We start from the raw sequence: 22,684 nt of genomic DNA on the forward strand, positions 1-22,684 counted from the left end.
AATACCAAACATGCGCTGCCCTTTGGGTTCTTTCTAGGGACGATTAACTCTTTGTTGCTCGGTTTTTACTTAGCCCACTAGGTTACAAACCTCGCGCCGCGATTTAATCGCCCCTAGATTGAACAAATTTCAATCCACAAAGATCAACACGCCCTAAGTAATACGTTAATAAAAAACCGTCAACCTTTGGGTTGGCGGTTTTTTTATGGGTTATTATAAATACTGCGTTGCTAATTAACCAATGAGTTCCGTATTAATGTTTTTTAATGATGATAGTAAACTGTGTTCAACGGTTAGGAAAAACCTAACGATTAAATAAATTAAAACAGGACTAAAACTCATGAAATTACTAAACACATTACTTAGCTCAAAAGCAGGCGTAGCAGCATTAATTTTACGAGTACCAGTTGGCCTTATTTTAGCGGCGCATGGTGCACAAAAGCTATTTGCTTGGTTTGGCGGTTACGGGCTTGAAGGTACAGGCCAATGGATGGCGAGTATTGGTTTAGAGCCTGGCTATTGGTTAGCAATGATGGCAGGTAGCGCTGAGTTTTTTGGTGGCATTGCATTAGCAATTGGTTTGTTAACTCGCCCAGCAGCTGTAGTTGCCGGCTTTACTATGCTGATTGCTATTTTTAGCGTACATATTAGTAATGGCTTATTTATGGCAAACAATGGCTATGAATACGCATTAACGTTACTAGTAGTAACTGTAGTTTTAGCAATTCAAGGAGCGGGAAGCTTTTCTCTTGATAACGTATTAGCTAAAAAGCTCGCTAATAAATAGTGTGTGTTAATTAAAAATAGCAGCCAATTTGGCCGCTATTTTTGTTTAAATTATTCAGCAGATAATGTTAAAGAATAACTGTACTGCTTTTGCTCAAGTAAATACTCTTTATGAGTACTTGGGCTCCATGAATCATCGCCACCAACCCCCATATGTTGATGATCAATGTGTACATGTACGCAATCATCAGCAATGAGCTCGTTAGTGTGTTTCGCTTGCGTAAACATATTTTGCGAATAAGTACTGGCTGCAAATAAAAACGCACCGGTTACGGTTAAATTATTAATACGCAGTAATTGGCAATCGCTACGCAGGCCATTATCAGTTGGGAAAATATACGGGGTATGTAGCTCATTTAAGCTCAAGCTGTAATAACCTAAACGTGCTGCGGCTTTGCGATCTGGGTAGTTTTCAAAAGGCCCTAAACCACGCCAGTTTACTTTTGTATCGCTTTGCTTGTTAAGCGTTGTACTTAGCCCTATACGCGGCATTGGCGGTAGAGTATCGTTTAGTTGCACATCAACATTTAAGCTAATATTGCCGGTATTATTTAGTGTATATAGCCATTGTGTTTTTGCTTGTAGCACGCCGTTAAATTCATAATTAAATACACAAGTAATACGTATATCAACGCTTGATTGCACTGCGTGAATTGAGCTACATGTGCGCTGCCATTGCCCTATACCTGCACGTAACCAACGTGCCTCCCATGCATTAGGATCTAGGTTATCTACTTCGCTTACGCCTATGTCGTTATCAAGCGGGGCGCGATAAAAGTTATCAACCAGTGGGCTACTAATAACCTGAGTATCGTTTTGTAACCACTGCTCTATAAGCCCTGATTGCTTGCTAAAAACAAGTTTAAACTTATCGTTTTCAATACTTAGTTGAGAGTCGGTTTCGTTAACACTTGTAGCGCTTTGCTCTGTAGTTGGTGCAAATGATTCACTGTTTAAATTATTACTATTTATAAGCTTAAACTGCTCGGTGTTTAATACATGCTCGGCACTTGCAAAGCTACAGTCGTTAATTAGTGCTACATCTAAATTAAGGTGGTATTGCGCACCTTGCTCAAACGTTGTTTTAGTTTTAATTGTTAACGTGTGTGTACTTTGCGGAGCAATATTAAGTATATGCTCGCCTTGTTCAACACAGGTGCCATTTTGCATTAACTGCCAAACGAGCTTTTCGTTATCTGTGTGTCTAAATACGTAATCGCTAAATATATCAATGGTGTATTGATTTTTAGTTTGCTCGCGCAGCGTAAATTGTAAATGCTGCTGGCTGTATTTTGCTTCAAACAGGCTAGGGTGCGGCGTGCGGTCAGGGAATAATAAGCCGTTAATACAAAATTGGCGGTCATTTAGTTCATCACCAAAATCGCCGCCGTAAGCCCAATAATGCTCACCATTTTCATCAGTTTTAGATAAACCTTGGTCTACCCAATCCCAAATAAAGCCACCTTGTAGGCGTGGGTATTCTCTAAATGCTTGCCAGTAATCGTCAAAACTACCTAGGCTGTTACCCATTGCATGGGCGTACTCACATAAAATAAGCGGGCGAGTTTCACCCGGTAGGCTTAGCCATTTTTTTATTGAATATTTTGGTACGGCGTCATCGGCAACATGTGTATCTACACGGGCATACATAGGGCAAATAATGTCGGTTGCTGTGGTATTTGCGCCGCCACCTTCGTATTGCACTGGGCGAGAAGGGTCAAAGCTTTTTGACCATCCGTACATAGCATCGTGGTTGGCGCCGTGTCCGCATTCGTTACCCAGTGACCAAATAATAATAGAGGCGTGGTTTTTATCGCGCTCAACCATTTGAGTATAGCGCGACATAAATGCACCAGCCCACTGTGGATCGCTGGCAAGCCTACCCATTGGGAACATGCCATGGGTTTCTATGTTTGCTTCGTCCACTACGTATAAACCTAGCTCGTCGCACAGCTCGTAAAAACGCGGGTGGTTAGGATAGTGAGCAGTACGTACAGCATTAAAGTTATTTTGCTTCATCAGCTTAATATCTTCAATCATGTCGGCGGTGCTTACTGTGTGGCCGTTTTCTGGGTGGTGTTCGTGGCGGTTAACACCGCGAATAAGTAGCGGTTTGCCGTTTAAGCAAAGCTGTCCGTTAAGCATTTCCACTTTTCTAAAACCAATGTTATAGGCTTCAACATCTACTGTGTTGCCTTGCTCATCTAGCAGGCTTACAACGCAGCGGTATAAGTATGGGGTTTCGGCGGTCCACTTTTTAGGGCTTTGTATATCAATTGTTTGAAATACAACATCGCTCCAGCCGCCTTTTTCATCAACGCGTTTATTGTTAGTGCTTTGTATGTGTGGCTCGCAGAGTGCTTGCTCATTATCAAAAACCTGTACTGCTACTTGGTAGTTATTTGGCGCATTTATCGCCGTTTTTATATGTAGCGTTGCATCGCGATAGCAAGCGTCTAAATCGGGGGTTATAAACACATCACGTATTTGGTTTTGTGGTTTTGTAAGTAAGTTAACATCGCGAAAAATACCGCTTAGCCACCACATGTCCTGATCTTCTAAATAACTGCCATCGCTCCAGCGAATAACCATAACCGCAATACGGTTGGTGCCTACTACTAACAGTTCGCTTAAATCAAATTCGCTTGGTAAGCGGCTATCTTGCGAATAACCCACCCATTGACCGTTACACCAAAGGTGAAATGCCGAGTTTACGCCTTCAAAAATAATATGGTTACGCTGCGCTAATTGATCCGCCGTAATAGAAAACTCAGTGCGGTAGCAACCTGTTGGATTATCGCTTGGTACAAATGGCGGGTTAACTGCAAATGGGTATTTAACATTACAGTAAATTGGTTTATCAAAGCCGTGTAACTGCCAGTTAGAAGGCACTGGAATACTTTGCCAATCTTTGCTTAGTGTTTCACTTAGCAGTGATCCATCAACCGCTTCGGGTTTATCAAATAATTTAAAATCCCATTGGCCGTTTAAACTTTGTTTTTGTGATTGTGTGTTAGTACGGGCATGGTCAACGCTTTTAAATCCATTGAGTGGGCTGTGCGCTTTTACTTGATTAACTTGTACTGAAATTGGGTTTTCCCAATCACGGCGATTAATTATGTGTTGTAGTGAGTTCATTAGTGTCCTATTGCATGTATGGCAATTATAGTGGCTTAAATATAGCTAAAATACTGCGTTGAGGTTATGCTTAAAGCTCTCTTTTATTTATCCAAAACTATCATTTTAAATTATGCGCAACACTATTGTAGATGTACTCGATATTGGCCCAGAGTGTACAGAGCGGTTTATTGATTTAACCACGCTTTCGCAAATGCCAAACCTTGAAATAGAGCTGGCAGGTTGCTCTAATTTATTGGGTGACTATTGTGTTGCACGTACTAACCCGCTCGAACACACTCTTTTTTATACTTTGGCTGGTCAGGGCACACTTAAAACAGTTAATAACCAATACTCATTAACTGAAAATAGCTTAGCTATATTGCCTGCAATGCAAAGTTTTGAGGTTAAAATAGCAAGCGAAAAGTGGGATGTGATTTGGCTAAACCTTGCAAACACTAAACGTTGGCAACATTTAAATTTAGCACAGGCTAAGGTATTAACTAATCAGCAATTAGCGCCATTACATTTAGCTATGGAGCTTTTATATAGCGAAAGTAACGCTACTTTGCGCGAAGGTGTTATGCCTATTTTAAGCCACTACTTAAACACTACGTTGCAAAGCGAGCCGCAAATAGGTGGGCAAAACAGATTAACCAGCTTGTTTTTAGAGGTAGAAGAGCGCTTACAGTTTGATTGGACTATAGAGGTTATGTGCGAGCACGTGCATTACTCAGCACCGCATTTACATAGGTTATGCCAAGCGCAATTTGGTAAAAGCCCTATGCAGCAGCTTATTTATTTACGCATTAAACGAGCTAAAAGCTTACTACTAAATACTCGCTGGCCTGTTGCCCATATTGCTGCTTACGTGGGGTATCCTAATATATTTAATTTTTCTAAACGGTTTAAAAAATCAGTGGGTGTATCACCAAGTGAATTTAGAAAATAACGTAAGCGGCTCTCTACATTTGAATAAATTTAAGGTATTGTGCGATTTCTTAAATTGCATTTTAGAGTTTTTAGGTAGGTAATGCGCTCAAACTACTTTTTAGTCGTGATACTTTTAGTGCTTGTGCACAGCTTTATTAGCTGTGATGCGGCGGCGTATCACCTGCAAGAAGAAGTTGATCACGTTACGCATGTTCATTCTCAAACAAATGCAAACGATGAAGATGCGCAATCACCTACTGAAATACATGCCCATCAGCATTGCCACTGTGGTTACTACAGTACGCTAAATCACTCTATAAGCCCTGAGCAAAGCCAAGCTACACTGCCTGCGTGCTATAGCGGTTTAAACTATCCACCAGATGTTCCGCCACCAAATTTTTATAGCTAGTTTTTAATTTTAAACACTTTGTAAATAACTGCCTGCGCCTGTGCGCTATAAGGCTAGTTATGTACATATTTAGGTTGCTTAATTGCGCTTGTTTTTAAAATAGGCGTAGTGATTAAGTCAACTCTGTTTGTTAAAAAACGGACATGCTATATGAATAAAAAACTACTTATGCTGGTGGCGCTACTGTGCGCATCACCTGCAATGAGCGTTTTGGCAAAAAATGAGCCTCAAAACGTATTAACGCTAAAGCAAGCGCTTAAAAATACCGAGCAGCAAAATGCTGAACTTAAACGCTACCCGTATCATCAAAAAATATTAACGGCGCTTAAAACCCAAGCTGCGCTTTCACCTAATCCTGAGCTGAGTTTTGAAGCTGAAAATTTTTTAGGAACCCACAGCTCCCATGCGTTTTCGGGGGCGCAGTACACGCTGGCTTTAAGCCAATTAATAGAGCTGGGTGATAAACGCCAAAACCGCATTAACTACGCCACGGCAAATATAAAAGCGCAAACAATTGAGTATAAAAATACTCGGTTAGCACTTTTAGCAACCACCGCTGAGCGCTATTACCAAATACTTAAATTTCAGGCGTTAATTGCTTTAAATAGTGAGCGTAAAAACACCGTTAAGCAGGCACTTAACGCAATTGAAAAACGCGCTAAAGCGGGTGCAGCCTCAAGTGCTGATGTAACCCGCATGCGTTATGCATTAAGCCAAGTAGATTTAAATACGCTGATGCTAAATAGCGAATTTGAGCGTGCGCGCTTAGCTCTAACCGAGCTTTGGCAAGAGCCGCAAGTGAGTGATTACTATGCTGGCGATTTATCACAAATAGCTGCTATTAAAAGTGAAGCAGCGCTACTTGATGCGGTAAATACAGCACCTGAATTTGCACTGCTACAACAGCAATATATGCAGCAAACGGCTAATTTGTCGCTGCAACACTCAAGCGGGCAAAGCGATTTAACCCTGGGTGGTGGCGTGCGATATAACCAGCAAACTGATGCCAGCTCGTTGGTGTTTTCTTTTTCAATGCCGCTGCAATTAAGCAATTCTAATAGCGGTAATATTGAGGCTGCAAAGCATCAACTTACGCTACTTAATGAGCAACAAGGGCAATTACGTATTCAGCTACGCCAGCAAATACGCACTTTGTATGCGTATTACCAAGGTAAAACTGCGCAGGCACAGCTATTAACACATCAAGTTATTCCACAAGCACAAACGCTTATAAAACAAAGTTTAAAAAGCTATCAACAAGGGCAAATATCGGTGTTGCAATTACTAGACGCACAGCAAGCTCTATTTGATTCTAAACGCGCACTTATCAACATCCATAGCGAGCTATATCAAGTACTGCTTACCCTTGAGCGTTTAACTGGCCAACCTTTAATTGAGACTCATCAATCATGAATAACACTCTTATCGCATTATTTATAACGCAATTATTTACACTCCCATTATTAAGTAGCACGGCTATGGCATCAGATAGCCATCACGAAAAAGGTCATGAAGAAGGCCACAAAGACGAACACACACAAAAAGGCCCGCAAGGCGGATTTTTACTAACCAATAACGCCCTTGATTTAGAGCTTAAGTTAACCCAGTTTGCAGGTAATACCGAGCTGCGAATATATGGGTTTAATAACGATAAAGCTGTGGATATAAACCAGTTAGACGTAACCATAAATGTGCAGCGTTTAAGTGAAGAGCCACAGCTTATTCGTTTTAAAGCTGAAGATGACTATTTAGTAAGTACCGTGAGCGTAAACGAGCCGCACTCGTTTAAGCTCGATGTAATGGCAAGTTATAAAGGGCAAAAAATTAACTACCACCATGAGCAAGAAGAAGGGCGCACAACGCTAAGCTCCCAAGCAATTGAACGCGCAGGAATTAAAACCGAGATAGCAAAAGCAGGTAGCGTTGAACTAACAGATACTCTATTTGGTGTTATAGCACCCACCGCGCACGGCACCGTTGAAGTAATGGCGCCTTATACCGGCCTAGTTAACGATATTTTTGTAAGCATTGGTCAAAACGTTAAAAAAGGCGATAAGCTTGCCAGTATAACCAACCGCGAAACACTGCAAAATTACACCATAAAAAGCCCAATTACAGGCGTTATTACCGAGCAATATTTAAAGCGCGGTGAGCTTGCCAATAGCGCATTAATGCAAATAGTAAACCTTGAAACCGTATGGGTCGAGCTCTCGGCTTTTCCTGAAAATATTGAAAAGCTCGCCATAGGACAAAGCGCAAAAGTGTACGATTTACATCATCATTTAAATGCGCAAGGTGAGGTGTTTTACATAGCCCCTATGATGAGCGGCGGGCATATTGCGCGTGCGCGAATCGAGCTTAAAAACCCTAATGGTCATTGGCGCCCTGGTATGCATGTTAATAGCGACATTAGTACTGCAAAAGTAGATGCTGCAGTGCGAGTAAAGGCTACAGCTGTGCAGGAATTTAACGGCAAACCTAGTGTGTTTATTAAAAGCGGCAATGTATTTGAAGTACGCCCTGTAAAGCTTGGTGCTAAAAACAGCGAGTGGGTAGAGGTACTTGAGGGGCTCTCGCCAAATAGTGAGTACGTAACGCAAAACAGTTATGTAATTAAAGCCGATATTTTAAAAAGCGGCGCAAGCCACTCACACTAGGAGGCAGCATGATTGATTGGATAGTTTCTTTTGCGGTTAAACGCCGAATGATGGTGCTTGCGCTCACGCTTTTATTTGCTGGGTTTGGTGTATACAACACACAAAATTTAGCCGTTGATGCCGTACCCGATATAACTAATGTGCAAGTACAAATAAATACAAAAGCGCCTGGGTTTACCCCGCTTGAAGCAGAGCAGCGCATTACCTATTTAATTGAAACCGCTATGGCGGGCATACCAAAGCTTGATTACACTCGTTCGATTTCGCGTTATGGACTTTCGCAAGTTACCGTTATTTTTAACGAAGGCACCGATATTTACTGGGCGCGCCAGCAAATATCAGAGCGCATTCAAAGTATTCGCTCAGACTTGCCAGCCAATATTGAGCCAAACTTAGGGCCAATTGCCAGCGGGCTAGGGGAGATTTTTACTTACTCTGTGCATGCAAATAAAGGCGCATCAAAAGACGATGGCATGCCATTTAACGCAGAGGATTTACGTACTCTGCAAGATTGGGTTATTCGCCCGCAGCTATTAAAAGTAAAAGGCGTTACCGAAATAAACAGCCAAGGTGGCTTTGAGCGCCAGTACCAAGTAGCGCCCATGCCTGAAAAACTACTCGCTTATAAGCTCACGCTAAGCGATGTAATTACTGCACTTAAATTAAATAACAGTAATCAAGGCGCAGGGTTTATAGAACGTTTTGACGGACAATATTTAGTGCGCTCGCCAGGGCAATTAAAAACCATTGATGACATCGCTAACACGGTTATTGCTAAGCGAGATGATGCACCGGTACGGATTAAAGATGTAGCAAATGTGCGTTTAGGTAAAGAGCTTAGAACCGGCGCTGCTACTTATAACGGTAAAGAAACCGTGCTCGGCACCGCCATGATGCTAATTGGCGAAAACAGTCGCGTAGTGGCAAAAGCCATGGCTGATAAACTCAAAGACGTACAGCTAAGCTTGCCTGAAGGTGTTGTGGTAGAAGCAGTTTATGACCGCACAACCCTTGTTGATAAAACCATAGCAACCGTAAAAACCAACCTGTTCGAAGGCGCGGTGCTAGTGATTGTTATTTTGCTGCTGTTATTAGGTAATGTAACTGGTGCGCTTATTACGGCAATGGTTATTCCGCTTAGTATGTTATTTGCCGTTACCGGCATGGTAGGTAATCGCGTATCGGGTAATCTAATGAGTTTAGGCGCAATCGACTTTGGTTTAATCGTTGATGGCGCTGTAATTGTGGTTGAAAACTGTTTAAGGCAACTTGGCCTTGCGCAGCATAAACATGGCCGGCTACTTACATTAAATGAGCGTTTAAGTGTTGTAACCGCCGCTACTAAAGAAGTATTTAGCCCAGCGGTGTTTGGCATTTTAATTATTATGCTGGTGTATTTGCCGCTGTTTGCGCTTAGTGGTGTAGAGGGCAAAATGTTTCAGCCAATGGCATTTACGGTTGTAGCCGCACTAGTTGGCGCACTTATTTTTGCTGTTACCTTTGTACCTGCCGCTATTGCGGTATTTGTGCGAGGAAAAGTAAGCGAGAGCGAAAATGCCGTTATGCGGGGTATTAAAAAAGGCTACAAACCACTGCTTGGTTTATCGCTTAAGTTGCCGTGGGTGATGTTAAGCATTGCTGCTGTGCTTGTAATTGCACTTGGTTTTAAAGTTAAAAATATGGGCGCTGAATTTTTACCGCAGCTTGATGAAGGCGATATAGCCATGCACGCACTGCGCATTACCGGCACCGGTATTGAACAATCGGTAAAAATGCAAAAAGAGCTAGAGCAAGCCATTTTAGACATACCTGAAGTTGAAAAAGTATTTTCAAAAATTGGCACCCCAGATGTAGCAAACGATCCTATGCCACCTAACGTTGCCGACACCTTTTTAATGTTAAAGCCGCGTGAACAATGGCCTGATCCCGCTTTAAGTAAAGAAGAGCTGGTTAAGCAAATTCGCCATTTAGTAAATGAAGTACCAGGTAATAATTATGAGTTTACGCAACCTATAGAAATGCGTTTTAACGAGTTAATAGCAGGCGTGCGCGCCGACGTTGCGGTGCGTATTTATGGCGATGATTTATCAACATTAAAACAGTATGGCGAAAAAGCCACAGCCTTGGTGCAAAACATTACAGGCGCAACTGATGTACGCCTTGAGCAAATAGAAGGTTTGCCTACACTTTCGGTAACGCCGCTTCGCGATCATATGGCGCTGTTAGGTTTAACAGTAACCGATATACAGCAAAGTGTAAGTGCTGCGGTAGGCGGTGTACAAACCGGGCTTATTTATGAAGGCGATAAACGCTTTTCGTTATTAGTGCGTTTAGATGAGCGCTGGTCAAACGATGTATCACAGCTTGCGCGTTTGCCAGTGGCCGTGCCCAAAAGTGCCAACCCAGACCTTGCATTTGTACCGCTTGGCGAAGTTGCAAATATTAGTATTGATAAAGGGCCTAATCAAATAAACCGTGAAAGCGGTAAGCGTAATGTTGTTGTTACTGCAAATGTAGAAGGGCGTGATTTAGCAAGCTTTGTAAGTGATGCACAAGCCGCTTTAAATTCAGATCTTAATTTACCAAGTGGTTATTGGATTGAATACGGCGGCACATTTGAGCAATTAGAATCGGCAAGTAAGCGGTTATCGCTGGTGGTGCCAGTTACTTTATTGCTTATATTTGGCCTGCTTTACAGTGCGTTTAATTCACTTCGTGATTCGTTAATTATATTTAGCGGCGTACCACTTGCACTTACCGGTGGTGTGCTTGCGTTATTGCTACGCGATATGCCGTTATCGATATCGGCAGGCGTTGGCTTTATCGCGCTAAGTGGTGTTGCCGTATTAAACGGTGTGGTTATGCTGTCGTTTATTAAACAATTAAGAGCCGATGGACTTAGTTTAATCGATGCAATACAAACCGGTGCACTTTCGCGCCTGCGCCCAGTGCTTATGACCGCTTTAGTGGCAAGTTTAGGGTTTATTCCTATGGCGCTAAATACTGGCACCGGCGCTGAGCTACAAAGGCCGCTGGCTACGGTTGTTGTAGGCGGGATTATTTCATCAACCTTACTTACGCTATTAATATTGCCTGCACTTTATAAATTAGTGCATGCAAAGTTTAATAGGCATCAAGCAGCTTAGCCAGTTGAAGCTCAATACATAACGTAAAAAGCAGCTGAAATTTCAGCTGCTTTTTGTTGTTAAGTAAACTTTGCAGGTTAATTATATTGAAACAAGTTATCCCAGCGCTCATCCAAAATAGTTTTTGCGTGTTCCAAATTTATTGCGCTATACACATCATTAGTGCACGTTACTAAGCGCATACGCTCCAACTTTTCAAGCGCATCGCTAATTTCAAAATCAAGATCGCACTGGTATTTGCTTTTAAACCAATGCTCTATTTGTTCATCAAGCGTTTGGGCGGTTAAGCCGCTTTCTGATTTTAGTAAAAACGTATACGCAAGCAGCGCTTCTTTTATATCTTCTTCTTCGGCGGCGTCTATAAGGGTGTGGAAAACACCGGCGTTGTTATCAAGGTTTTTAAAGTAGAGGTTATCGCTAAGTGCTTTCATAAATTTAATTTTACGGTTTTTAAACTTACTCCATTCTTTAAAAATAAAGCTGCCAAATACCCCCATGCCAATAGCAAAGGTAACAAAGTGTTGTTGCGTCATTTCGACAGCTTCACTTCTAAAGCCACCCCAAAAAGCAAACAGAGCAAGCAATAATAAAATTGATGCACCAAGCTTAGTTATAAGTACCACCGCACCGCCAATTAAAGCCGATGAGCCAATAATTGCTTTATCAATAGGGCGCATGCGTACTTCACTGTTAGGAAATAGCATTTCGAGATCGGCTTTTGGCACATTTTGAAACAGCTTAACTATGGTCGAACTTGGCTCAAACCCTAAAGGCGTTTTATTTTTAGCTTCAAAATAAGCACTATCTTTAAAGCGAATAAACACGGCTACTCGGTCGTAATTAGTAAAGTGCAGCGGTTTTTTACGAAGGCCCCAAAAGCTGGTTATGGTTTCAGTGAGTTGCGACTCGCCACGGCGATAAAAAACCACTTCTTCAAAGTCATCAAATTCAACCTCAAGGCGCACTTTAAATAGTGACTCTTCGTTCAATGCATCTTGTAAGTCTTCATTGGTGATCACTTCAAAGTTAGCTGCATTAAGTACCTTAGCAAAATCTTTAGCAAAATCACGTTGGCACTGCGCTTTTTGATCCTCCGATACTGGCGCTAATGATCGCGTATCACTATTGGGATCAAACGGTGCGTAGTTGTTTTTAAGTGATTCAAGTGTTGAGTGATAATCGTAATGAATAAGGCTTGCTAGTAAATCGCAAAATTGTTTAAACGATGTTTGTTGTGTGTTGTTATTGAGCTCTTGGCTACACATATCAACAATATCTTGCTTTCTAAAGGGAATAAAACGCGCACTTTGCATAAGTTTTTAACTGCTTTGGTAGGTATTTAACTGCATTGACACATAATAAAATATTCTTATGGATATTACTAATTTGTTAATGCAGTAGGGCGTATTGAACATTGGTGGTTGAATTTGCAGCTGTGTGTTTGGTTTTTAGGCAAGGCAGAGCCTATGTAGTGTGGTTATTCCCCATAAATAAGGCGATAACGCAGCATAAATACCAAACATGCGCTGCCCTCTGGGTTCTTTCTAGGGACGATTAACTCTTTTTTTGCCTACATGGATGTAGGTAAGGGGCGTGAGCAGGACGCGGAAGCTTTGCTCGATTTTTACTTATTCTTACATGGATGTAAGCCAGTAGGGTAACGCAGGAGCAGTTACCGAGCCCACTAGGCTACAAACCTCGCGCCGCGATTTAATCTTCCTTGGATTGAACAAGTTTCAATCCACAAAGATCAATACGCCCTAGGACCTGATAAATTTAGTACACTGTTTTCAGCGTGTATTAACCTAAATATGTAATTATTAGCGCATTGAATAATCTTGTTCTTACTGATAAGTGAAAAGGATTTACTATGGCCATTCAAAAAAAGCTAAAAGAAAAAACGCGTAATTTTATTGACTCTAAACATATGCTTAGCGGTATTACAGTGGCGTCGTTTTTAGAGTCAACCATAGTTCCTATTCCACTTGAAGCAGTGCTTGTGCCTCTTATGCAAGCTCGTCGAGAAAAGCTATGGCTTATAGCATTAATGGCGACCTTAGGCTGCATAGTGGGTGCATTGTTTGGTTATGCATTGGGTTACTATTTATTTGATGCGGTTGGCGATTGGATTATTAATACACTTTCGAGCCCTGAGCAATTTGAAAACGTTAAACAAAAAATGCAAGATCAAGGTTTTTGGTTTGTAATAACACTGGGCATTGTGCCTATTCCGTTTCAAATAGCGATGCTTGCAGCAGGCGCGACTAAGTACTCTATTTGGCTATTTTTATTGGCCTCAGGTATTGCGCGTTCTATTCGTTACTTTGGCCTGGCTATTATTGTTTATTATGCCGGTAATGAAGCTGAGCGAATTATTAGTAAACATAAAACTAAAGCGATGATTGGCATTACTATTTTAGTGTTGGGATTGTGGGGACTTAGTACCGTAGTTTGAGTTTAAATTTGGGGGGATTAAGTTTTTCATCTTCGTGGTGGTTTTTATTATTGTGCTATAGTTTTCAAATGAAGTGCTGAAAAACCTAGCAATTAATATGATTGAAACAGTAAAACTTACCGTTAAACTTTCTAACTTTTATAAAATGCCTTTGATCAATAAAGTTTTAAGTTTAGCTTTATTGATCTATATTGCTATTTTTTCAGCCTACTCCCTAACTAACTTTCCTCCCTTACAAGTTCAAAACAATGTGTACGGCTTTACTACCGATTTTATTAATTTAATTGTCATTATATTTCTGTTTTGGATGGTTCAATGCTCTGAGCTATCTAAAAAAGCATATATTTTTTCTAGTTTTGGTTTATTACTATGGAGCATTGGCACCACGGCAGACGTGCTTGATGAGTTAGTTGTGCAACCTTATTGGATAAGTATTTATTTTGAGGACTTATGCAGAACCAGCGGCATGCTTTTAACTTCCTATGGTTTATTTAAAACTATGCGCTTTGTACAAAGTATTAATAACCGATTAGCGCGTGAGCTCATTATTGACGATTTAACCAAGGTACATAATAGACGTTATTTTTATCAGCACGCTAAAGATGCTCAGCACTCACCTTACGTTATTTTAATTATCGATATAGACCACTTTAAAGCAATCAATGATGAGTTTGGTCATGATGTTGGTGATGTAATGCTTAAAGAACTAGCAATTAAATACGACAATGCTTTTACGCACCAAAACAAATTTGCTCGCCTCGGTGGTGAAGAATTTGGTGGCTACTTTCCTACAAATAATGTGACGCAAGCGTGTAATTTTTCGCAGCAATTAATTGACCTTGCGCACACCATAAATATTCAAAACTCTCGTCACCTAACAGTAAGTATAGGTGTTGCAATGCAGATGCCTAATGAGCCTTTAGATAAAGTAATGAAGCGCGCTGATCAAGCCTTATATTTAGCTAAAAAAAGTGGTCGGGATCGTTTTGAAATTGCCCCGTAAGCGTTTTAATTATATAAAAACACGTCCTTATTGTTTGCACATTTACTACACTTTTTAACGTTTTCGTAAGGAAATGTCAGTGAGGGTAATGCTTTGTAAATCATGAAATTAAAATAGAATGTTTGGGTCATAATGGAGATATTAATAATAAGGAATAACCTTAATGACCAACTCCCTTTTAAAAGCTGCATTACCCTTAAGTCTAATTACTATTTTGTCGGGCTGTGGCTCTGACGATAGCTCAAGCTCTACAGGTTACATCCAATTGTATAACGGCTCTTACAATAGCCCATACACACGTTTGTTTGTTGAAGAAACAGAGCGCTCAGGCGCTGATTTTGCTGATGTAACTACTCGCCATAACTACAGCACAGACACTTATGATGTAAGTTTTGAGTACCTAGATGCTAACGACAGCTATATAACAATTAGCGATCAAGAAATTTCTATTAAGGGTGACAAAACACAGTTAATAGTAATGAGTGGTAACTTTGATGAACCTACATTTACAGAGCTTAGCGTACCTATTACAAGCGATACGGGTGAGTTTAACTTAGGGTTTTATAATATTGCAGGAGAGGACACTAACTACGATATTTACTTAGCAACTGATGATGGTGTATTTGAAAGCGCGACACTTTTCTCATCAGCTCAATATTTAAGTGAGTTAGATCTGCAAAGCGTTGATGAAGGTTATTACACTATTTACATAACAGAAGCGGGCAGCAGTGATGTTGTGTACGAGTCGTCATCTGTTTATTTATACGATGAAGCAAGTTATGTAGCAATGATCCGCCCAAGTTATGCAACAGAAGAAGGCGGCATTACGCTTGATGTAGTAACCGATAATAACTACGTTACTGAGCTTAAACACCAATCTGCTCTGGGGCAATTACGTTTTATAAATACCGTTGATGACTACTCGCCAGTAAGCTTTTCTGCTACACGCGGTACAACTGTAAACACAACAAATACAGTCGCTAGTGACTCTTATACCGATTATGTTGAACTTTCGCCTAATAGTTACAGCGTAGCGATGTACGACGAAGAAGGTACAAAACTAGCTGATAACTTTTTAATGACGCTAGAGCGCGAGCAAAGTGCGGTGGGTATTTTTTATAACGACGCAGATAACGGTTTACGTATGATGAGCGTTGAAGAAAATCTAACACCAAGCAGTTACAGCCATACGGTATCGGTTGTAAACCTAATTGAAAGCTACGCAGGGCAGTCGGTTTCAGATGTAGATGTGTACTTTACACTTAACGGCGAAACGGTAGACGACACCAGTAACGTAGTCGATGGCCTAGATAAGTATGACCAAGAAGAGCAGGTTGTAGATAACGAAATTTACACGGTTTATGTTGTTTACGAAGACAACGGCCAGCAAATTGTGCTTATTCAACAAAGCGATATGGACTTTACACAAGAGGGTAACTACATATTGATTTTAGAGCATGATGAAACAACAAGCTCTGGTTATAAGATGACCCTAGAGCGCACTATTACCGATAGTGTTGAATAAACCTAAACATATTAAGTAGCATAAAGCCTAAGCACTTTAAGTACTTAGGCTTTTTTATTGAACAAAATTTACCTACTCATTAATAATTAGGTACACTCAGGGCATAATAATTAATAAGAGTGTGCCATGGATGATTTAGTTGGGTTAGCCGTCATAGTAATACTGGTTGTAGTTGCCGGTGCTATTTGCGGCTTAATAGCGCTAGTGCAGTTAAATGCATTAAAACAAGAAGTTGCTGTTTTAAGGGCCAAAATAACACATCTACAAACACATAAATCGATATCGCAAAGTGAACCTCAAAGTGAAGCATCTACGGCTCAGGCAGCGCTTTCAAGATCAGAGCCAATTGCTCATAAAGCACAGCCAAGCTTAACGTCCCAAAACGCGTCGCCACCTGTAATAAATCAGCTATCAGCGCCTCCTAAAAAAGCCAAACCAGCTGAAGCATCAGCCATAGAATTACTATTTAATAAATTGCGCGCAGGGTTTGAAGAGAACTGGATGACCTGGATAGGCGCAATAGCGCTTGCGTTTGGGGGCATCTTTTTAGCTAAATACAGCCTAGAAGCGGGATTATTATCGCCTGTAATGAGGTTGAGTTTAGGCGGCTTATTTGGGCTTGGCCTAATTGCAGCCGCAGCTTATTTACACCATAAACGCATTGTATTTGAAGGCTTTAATAATTACATACCCGCAGCGCTTGCAAGCGGCGGGTTTATTACCTGTTTTGCTTTAACGCTTTTAGCTTACAGCAGTTACGACATGCTGAGCCCTACCGTGGCATTTTTTGCACTGGCAGTTATTGCAATTAGCGCAAGTGCTATGGCGCTTAGGTTAGGCCCGCTATTGGCCGTGCTTGGTATTATTGGCGCTTACAGCGTACCAATATGGGTTAATACAGGCAGCGGTAACTTGTTTACGTTATTTATGTATGTTGGTTTTGTAAGTTTGTCGGCTGCGTTAGTTGCACATAAAGTGCAGCGAGCTTGGTTGTGGTATTTATTATGGGCAGGGCACATTGGCTGGTATTTAGTTGGTTTTACGCTACTTAAAGTTAATACCGTTTGGTTAATGGGGGCATTTGCTTTACTTAGTATTGTAGGGTTAATTGCTATACCGCGCTTAGGTCTAAAACTGAATGTTATTGAACATCGCCCGCACAGTTTAAAACGTTTACTTAAAGTGCTTCCAGATCATGCATTACTACTCGCTTTTATAGCGCCCTTAATATCTACTATGTTGATCAGTCACTTTGATATGCAGTGGCAAGCAATCGGCGTGTTAAGTATTGTATTGGTGTTATTTTTAGTCCTTAAAAATAGCCGTTGGGATATTTGGCAGGGCGTAGCGTTAGTTATTTCAACGCTATTAGTATTAGGCGCTCAGCGCACGCATCTTTCGCCAAATCTATTTGATGACGCCCTCTTTATATTCAAAAATGAGTATGGTTTGGGTTTATTACTCGGGTTGTTACTTACCGCTTTTGGGCTTTATTACGGTAAAAAACAGATTAAGCGTTTAGCGTTTCATATTACGGGGGCATTTAGTGCATTTGTAATGATAGCGACTTTATATACGCATATTCCTAATTCTGCGTTAAGTACTGCATATCCACTTTGGGCCGTTGCATTGTTTGTAGTGGCGGCTATTTTAATAAAGTGTGCGCAACATAATACAACGCTTTTTCAGCGTTTTACTTATTGGGTAGGGGCTAATGCCAATATTACGTTAGCAATTACCATGCTACTAAGTGACAGCGGCCTAACCATTGCACTTGCTGTACAAGTATTACTTATAAGCGTACTTATTAAACGCTATAACGTGCCTATGCCGCATTGGCCTATAAAAGCCTTGGTTGCTGCGTTATTACTGCGCTTAACGCTCGCACCTTGGACACCAAGTTCCGATGCACTTACGGTATTTGGCTTACATTGGAGTATTGTGGTTTATCCGTTATGTATCGCGTTATTTTTTGCCGCAGCTAAGTGCTTTGACTCATCAAAACTTAAAATATGGCTCGAAGGTGCAGCCCTTCATTGTTTAGCGCTTTTTATTACTACCGAAACAAGTTATCAGTTAGTAGGGCATTATCCGCAATTTGATTCACTTAACTTTTACGAACAAATACTCCTTACCTGTAACTGGCTGGCATTAGGGTGTGTGTATTTACACAGAGCAAAACTTGCCGGTACTTTAGCTAAGTTATATAAAGTGGCGGGTTTTGCACTTGCGGGGTTAGCAGGGTTTTTTGCTATTAAAACACTACTTGACGATAACCCATTATTTGAATCACTTTACATAGGTGAGCTGCCAATATTTAACTGGTTATTACTATTGTGGTTAGTTCCTGCAGGATTAACGCTTTGGCTGGCCAAGCTTGTAAAACCAATAAATGCTAAAGCTACGCCATTTATATTGGCCGTTGCAGGTGGCTTTATATTATTGGCAATAAACAGCTTTATTCGTCAGTACTGGCAAGGTCCTTATATTTACTTATCCAAAGGCGCAAGCAATGCAGAGCTTTATAGTTACTCTGTTATTTGGTTAGTATTGGGGGCGGGTACTGTTATTTTTGGGCATTTAAAAAATCAATTATTAATACAAAAAGTAGGCCTGGGCATACTAGCTGCCGTTATTGTTAAAGTGTTTTTAATTGATATGGCTAACTTGGAGGGCTTACTTAAAGCGCTTTCGTTTATTGGATTAGGGCTTTCATTGGTGGGGTTAAGTTGGTTGTTCCAAAAGCTTAGAAGCCGAGTAAATCCAGTTTAATTTTATGAACACTTTATAAAGCAAAGCCCAGTGAAGATACTGGGCTTTTTGTTTTACGCTATTACTTGATAGCTTTTAACTAGAACACTTTTAACTAGATCACTATGTACTGTGATTAAGCAGTGCCTTTAGTTTGCCCGGTTTAATTGGCTTACTTAAATAATGAATATTAGCGGCTTTGGTTTCCTGTTTAAGCTCGGTGTCGCGCACTGCGGTAATTAAAATAGCAGGGACTTGGCTTTGCCAAATTTCGCGCAGGGTTTTAATTAGCGTTATCCCATCGCAGTCATTGCCTAATTGGTAGTCCATTAGAATAACATCGGGTGCACCGTTTTCTTTAGCATGCGCCAGTACATTATCTACGTTATCAAAAAGGGTGTAATTAGCTTGCCACTTTTTAAGTAAGCTTGCCATTGCTGCTAAATTTTCAGGGTCGTCGTCTACGGCAACAATATTAATTGCTGCACGGTTTTCTATTAGGCTGTTTGTAGTACTTTTTTGTTGTACAAACTGCTCGTCACCATAAGGTACCTCAATGCTAAAGCGGCTACCTTTATTTGGCTCAGAATGCACATCAAGCGGCAAACTTAATAAGTCAGCCATACGTTTTACAACACCTAAGCCTAAGCCTACGCCTTTGTTATCGCCCGACTCCACACGGTAAAAGTCGTTAAATATTTTGGCTTGCTCTACTTCGCTAATACCGGGGCCTGTATCCCATACTTCTATTCGTAAATTGTGCTTCCGGTTCCTGCAGGCAATTAATACACGACCATTATCGGTGTATTTAACTGCATTAGAGACCAAGTTTTGAATAATTCGGCGCAGATAGGTTATATCGCTGTGCACAATTTGCTGGTTTGAACGCACACTAAGTTTAAGACCTTTATCACTTGATAAAATAGCGTATTCACTTTGCAGTGGCGCTAAAATATCTTCAATATAAAAGTGGCGAGGGGTAGGGGTCATAGCGCCTTGCTCAAGCTTAGCTATTTCAAGCAATGCCGACATTAAATGCACGGTTGAATCGAGACTGTCGCCTAACTTTTCAAAGCTGTTTTGGTTAGTGCTGTCGAGTTGCTTTTCGTCAATGGCGGCAAGGTATAAACGTGCTGCATTTAACGGTTGTAAAATATCGTGGCTCGCCAGTGCTAAAAAGCGCGTTTTACTGTCGTTGGCTTGCTCTGCTTCTCGTTTAGCTAAAGTAAGTGCTTGCTCGGTTTGTACACGACTATCTATTTGAGCTTGTAAGTCTTTATTAATAGTTTGCACTTCTTGAGTACGTGCTTCTATGCGATTTTCAAGATCCATGTTTACTTCTTCAAGTGCATTTTGCGTACTTATGTGGTTTGTAATATCCGAAAAGCTGGTAACAAATCCGCCATCGGGCAGCGGATTACCAATCATTTCGTATACTTGGCCATTACGACGGTGGCGAATAAAATGATGCGAGCTGCCATATTTTAAATGCTGTACACGTTTTTCTACTTGGCGTTCTATTTCACCAGGGCCACATTCACCACGGTTAGCGTTGTATCTAATAATGTCTTCTATGGGTTGGCCTACTTCTAAAAAGCCTTCAGGGTAGCCAAACATTTCATTGTAGCGTTTGTTCCATGCAACGAGTTTTAAATCTTTATCAACAACTGAAATACCGTGGCTTAAATTTTCGAGTGAGGTAAATAACAGATTTTGATTAAATTGCAACGCTTGTGTGGTTTCGTCAAAAAAGTTTACTACTTCCTCAAACGCCATACGTTTACCCGACGATACCGTATGTATTAACGCTTGTGCCGACGATGCACCAAGCACGCCCGTTAATGCGCGTTCGCAGTAAGCTATAAATTCAGGCTCTGGGTGTGCGTTGTTATCACTTAAATGATGGGCGAGTGCGTAATGGGCCAGTACTTGTTGGCTGCGCTGAATACCTAGAAATGTTTGCAGTAGTATTTTAAAGTCGTAAACGGTGGCTTTTACGTCTTTATTTAAGCGCCTTGATAAAATAGCCTGATCTTTAGGGTTAACAAAAGCAGCGGCCTGAATTTTATCAATTAAGCGCTCCTCAGCCCCAAGTGAAAAACTAATATAACAACCAATATTGGCAAACAAAGCTATCAAGGTTCCACGCGTTATAAGCGTTTGTTGCAGCTCGCTATCAAGGGTTGTGCCGGCATCGAGTATTGGCAGCATTAAAAATAGTATCCAGCAAATAAAGCCTGCTACCAAACCCGCATACACCCCATAAGCATGACCTTTTCGCCAATATAAACCACCCACAATAGAGGGTAGCAATTGGGTAACAAGTGAAAATGCGACCAAGCCCATACTGGCCAGTGCGCTACTATGGCCAAACCATTGCTGATAGAAATAGGCCAAAATTAATATGCCTGCAATAGCAAAGCGCCTTACAAGTAATATACGAGACTTATAACTGCTGGTAATTAAGTTACGTTTAAACTTTCTACGCAGCATTAACGGCAATACCACATCGTTTGAAATCATCGTGCTTAATGTAAGCGTTGCTACCACTATCATTGCGGTGGCGGCAGATAGTCCACCTATAAATACAAAAGTGGTTAAGAATGCATTGTCGTTAATTAGCGGTAGGGCAAGTACAAAGCTGTCGGGTGAATAGCCGCTGCCAATTTCAGGATGAATGGCCGCAGTCGCAATAGGTAAAATCATTGCGGCTGTTAGTAGTAAATACAGCGGAAAAGCCCAGCGAGCGGTAAGTAAGTGGCGTTTGTTTTGGTTGTCGACCACGGTTACATGAAACTGGCGAGGCAAACATATAATAGCCGCTGCAGCCATTAAAGACTGGCCAATAAAGTTAAAGCTAAAAAAGTTAAAATCGCTCCAGTGACCCCAAATAGATTCAGTTACTTTGTTCGTGGTGGCTTCGGGTAAATTAAAAAGTGTAAATACTGCAAGCCCCGCAACGGCAATAAGAGCAATAAGTTTAATCATAGATTCAAATGCAACAGCGAGCATTAAGCCAGAGCGATATTCAGTTACATCAACTTTGCGAGTACCAAAAAATATAGCAAATAAAGCCATAATTAGTGTGGCAGAAAGCGCGAGCATATCGCCGGATATTTTATTACTGTTTTGCAAAAGTAAAAAGCTTGTACTAAGCGCTTTTAATTGCAGTGCAATGTAGGGAATGGTTGCCAGTAATGCGATTACAGTAACCATTATTGCTGTAGTTTGACGTTTGCCGTAACGAGCTGAAATAAAGTCAGCAATAGTCGTTATATTTTGTTTTTTACTTACCAGTACCAGCTTACGTAAAAATCCTTGGCCGAATAAAAACAGCAACGCAGGGCCTAATAATATTGGCAAGTAACTCCAACTGCTGGTGGCGGCTGTTCCCACCGAACCGTAATAAGTCCAAGAGGTACAGTAAATCCCGAGTGAGAGTGAATACACAAATGGGTGATGGCTAATACGCTTTGCTAAAGGGGTTGTTTTATCGCCCCAATTGGCAAGCCAAAACAGCACACCTATATAACTTAAAGCAACAATAATGAGTACGGCAGTCATGTTGTTATTAAACCTTATTATTTTAAATAGTCCCTCATCCCTATGAGGGATTAACACAATACCAGAACTGAGGTTAAGTGTGAGGGTTGAATTTAAAATAAAACTTTTATTTTATTTATATCTTATTGAATATTAACAGTAAAAATAAAGCGCCCTTGAGCATTAGACTAATGTCGCATTAATGACCAACTTATCAATTTAATCATAAAGCCAGCTTACAAAAAAAGCCTAAGTAATTGAAATAATATAAAAATATATAAAACACGCTTGAATGATAAATACAGTTTATGTAAACGTTAACAAGCTGTTACGACTATGGTCTCAATTCAATATGTAAC

13 protein-coding genes are annotated in these 22,684 nt (G+C 40.8%); 10 read left to right on the forward strand and 3 right to left on the reverse strand.

Annotated elements, in window-relative coordinates; genetic code table 11:
- Positions 1 to 340: 340 nt before the first annotated feature.
- Positions 341 to 787 carry a DoxX family protein gene (locus H5090_RS18800; RefSeq protein WP_039490309.1) on the forward strand — a complete coding sequence of 149 codons (447 nt, stop codon included), beginning with the start codon at positions 341 to 343 and terminating at the stop codon, positions 785 to 787.
- A 50-nt stretch (positions 788 to 837) separates the two neighbouring features.
- On the opposite strand, the gene H5090_RS18805 is transcribed toward H5090_RS18800, so the two are convergent.
- The gene (locus tag H5090_RS18805) at positions 838 to 3,924 is read right to left on the reverse strand and encodes a beta-galactosidase (RefSeq protein ID WP_182696460.1); all 3,087 of its coding nucleotides are present in this window, start codon (positions 3,922 to 3,924) and stop codon (positions 838 to 840) included.
- A 112-nt stretch (positions 3,925 to 4,036) separates the two neighbouring features.
- Between H5090_RS18805 and H5090_RS18810 the strand changes: the two genes are divergently transcribed.
- The 5 genes from H5090_RS18810 (at position 4,037) to H5090_RS18830 (ending at position 11,048) form a co-directional block, all read left to right on the forward strand.
- Complete coding sequence (locus H5090_RS18810; RefSeq protein WP_182696461.1) at positions 4,037 to 4,855, forward strand: AraC family transcriptional regulator; 819 nt, start codon at positions 4,037 to 4,039, stop codon at positions 4,853 to 4,855.
- 81 nt (positions 4,856 to 4,936) lie between these two features.
- Entirely contained in the window at positions 4,937 to 5,245 is a 309-nt protein-coding gene (locus tag H5090_RS18815) for a hypothetical protein (protein ID WP_039490315.1), read from the forward strand.
- Between the two features lie 150 nt (positions 5,246 to 5,395).
- Positions 5,396 to 6,658 carry a TolC family protein gene (locus tag H5090_RS18820; protein ID WP_182696462.1) on the forward strand — a complete coding sequence of 421 codons (1,263 nt, stop codon included), beginning with the start codon at positions 5,396 to 5,398 and terminating at the stop codon, positions 6,656 to 6,658.
- On the forward strand, positions 6,655 to 7,902 hold the full coding sequence (locus H5090_RS18825) for an efflux RND transporter periplasmic adaptor subunit (RefSeq protein WP_182696463.1): 1,248 nt from the start codon (positions 6,655 to 6,657) through the stop codon (positions 7,900 to 7,902). The genes H5090_RS18820 and H5090_RS18825 overlap by 4 nt, the downstream gene beginning before the upstream one ends.
- Before the next feature lie 8 nt (positions 7,903 to 7,910).
- Complete coding sequence (locus H5090_RS18830) at positions 7,911 to 11,048, forward strand: efflux RND transporter permease subunit (RefSeq protein WP_182696464.1); 3,138 nt, start codon at positions 7,911 to 7,913, stop codon at positions 11,046 to 11,048.
- Between the two features lie 77 nt (positions 11,049 to 11,125).
- Here the strand turns inward: H5090_RS18830 and H5090_RS18835 are convergent, their stop codons facing one another.
- Complete coding sequence (locus tag H5090_RS18835; RefSeq protein ID WP_182696465.1) at positions 11,126 to 12,361, reverse strand: TMEM143 family protein; 1,236 nt, start codon at positions 12,359 to 12,361, stop codon at positions 11,126 to 11,128.
- Positions 12,362 to 12,918: 557 nt separating this feature from the next.
- On the opposite strand from H5090_RS18835, the gene H5090_RS18840 reads away from it, so the two are divergent.
- The 4 genes from H5090_RS18840 (at position 12,919) to H5090_RS18855 (ending at position 18,803) form a co-directional block, all read left to right on the forward strand.
- Complete coding sequence (locus H5090_RS18840; protein WP_002961545.1) at positions 12,919 to 13,503, forward strand: YqaA family protein; 585 nt, start codon at positions 12,919 to 12,921, stop codon at positions 13,501 to 13,503.
- A gap of 97 nt (positions 13,504 to 13,600) precedes the next feature.
- Positions 13,601 to 14,506, forward strand: a complete 906-nt coding sequence (locus tag H5090_RS18845; RefSeq protein WP_182696466.1) for a GGDEF domain-containing protein — start codon at positions 13,601 to 13,603, stop codon at positions 14,504 to 14,506.
- 163 nt (positions 14,507 to 14,669) lie between these two features.
- Entirely contained in the window at positions 14,670 to 16,031 is a 1,362-nt protein-coding gene (locus H5090_RS18850; protein ID WP_024597652.1) for a hypothetical protein, read from the forward strand.
- A gap of 126 nt (positions 16,032 to 16,157) precedes the next feature.
- Complete coding sequence (locus H5090_RS18855; protein ID WP_182696467.1) at positions 16,158 to 18,803, forward strand: DUF2339 domain-containing protein; 2,646 nt, start codon at positions 16,158 to 16,160, stop codon at positions 18,801 to 18,803.
- Positions 18,804 to 18,905: 102 nt separating this feature from the next.
- On the opposite strand, the gene H5090_RS18860 is transcribed toward H5090_RS18855, so the two are convergent.
- Positions 18,906 to 22,346, reverse strand: a complete 3,441-nt coding sequence (locus H5090_RS18860) for a PAS-domain containing protein (RefSeq protein WP_182696468.1) — start codon at positions 22,344 to 22,346, stop codon at positions 18,906 to 18,908.
- Positions 22,347 to 22,684: the final 338 nt, after the last annotated feature.

The sequence above is a fragment of the Pseudoalteromonas sp. SR43-5 genome (genome assembly GCF_014163835.1).
Lineage (GTDB): Bacteria > Pseudomonadota > Gammaproteobacteria > Enterobacterales > Alteromonadaceae > Pseudoalteromonas > Pseudoalteromonas distincta.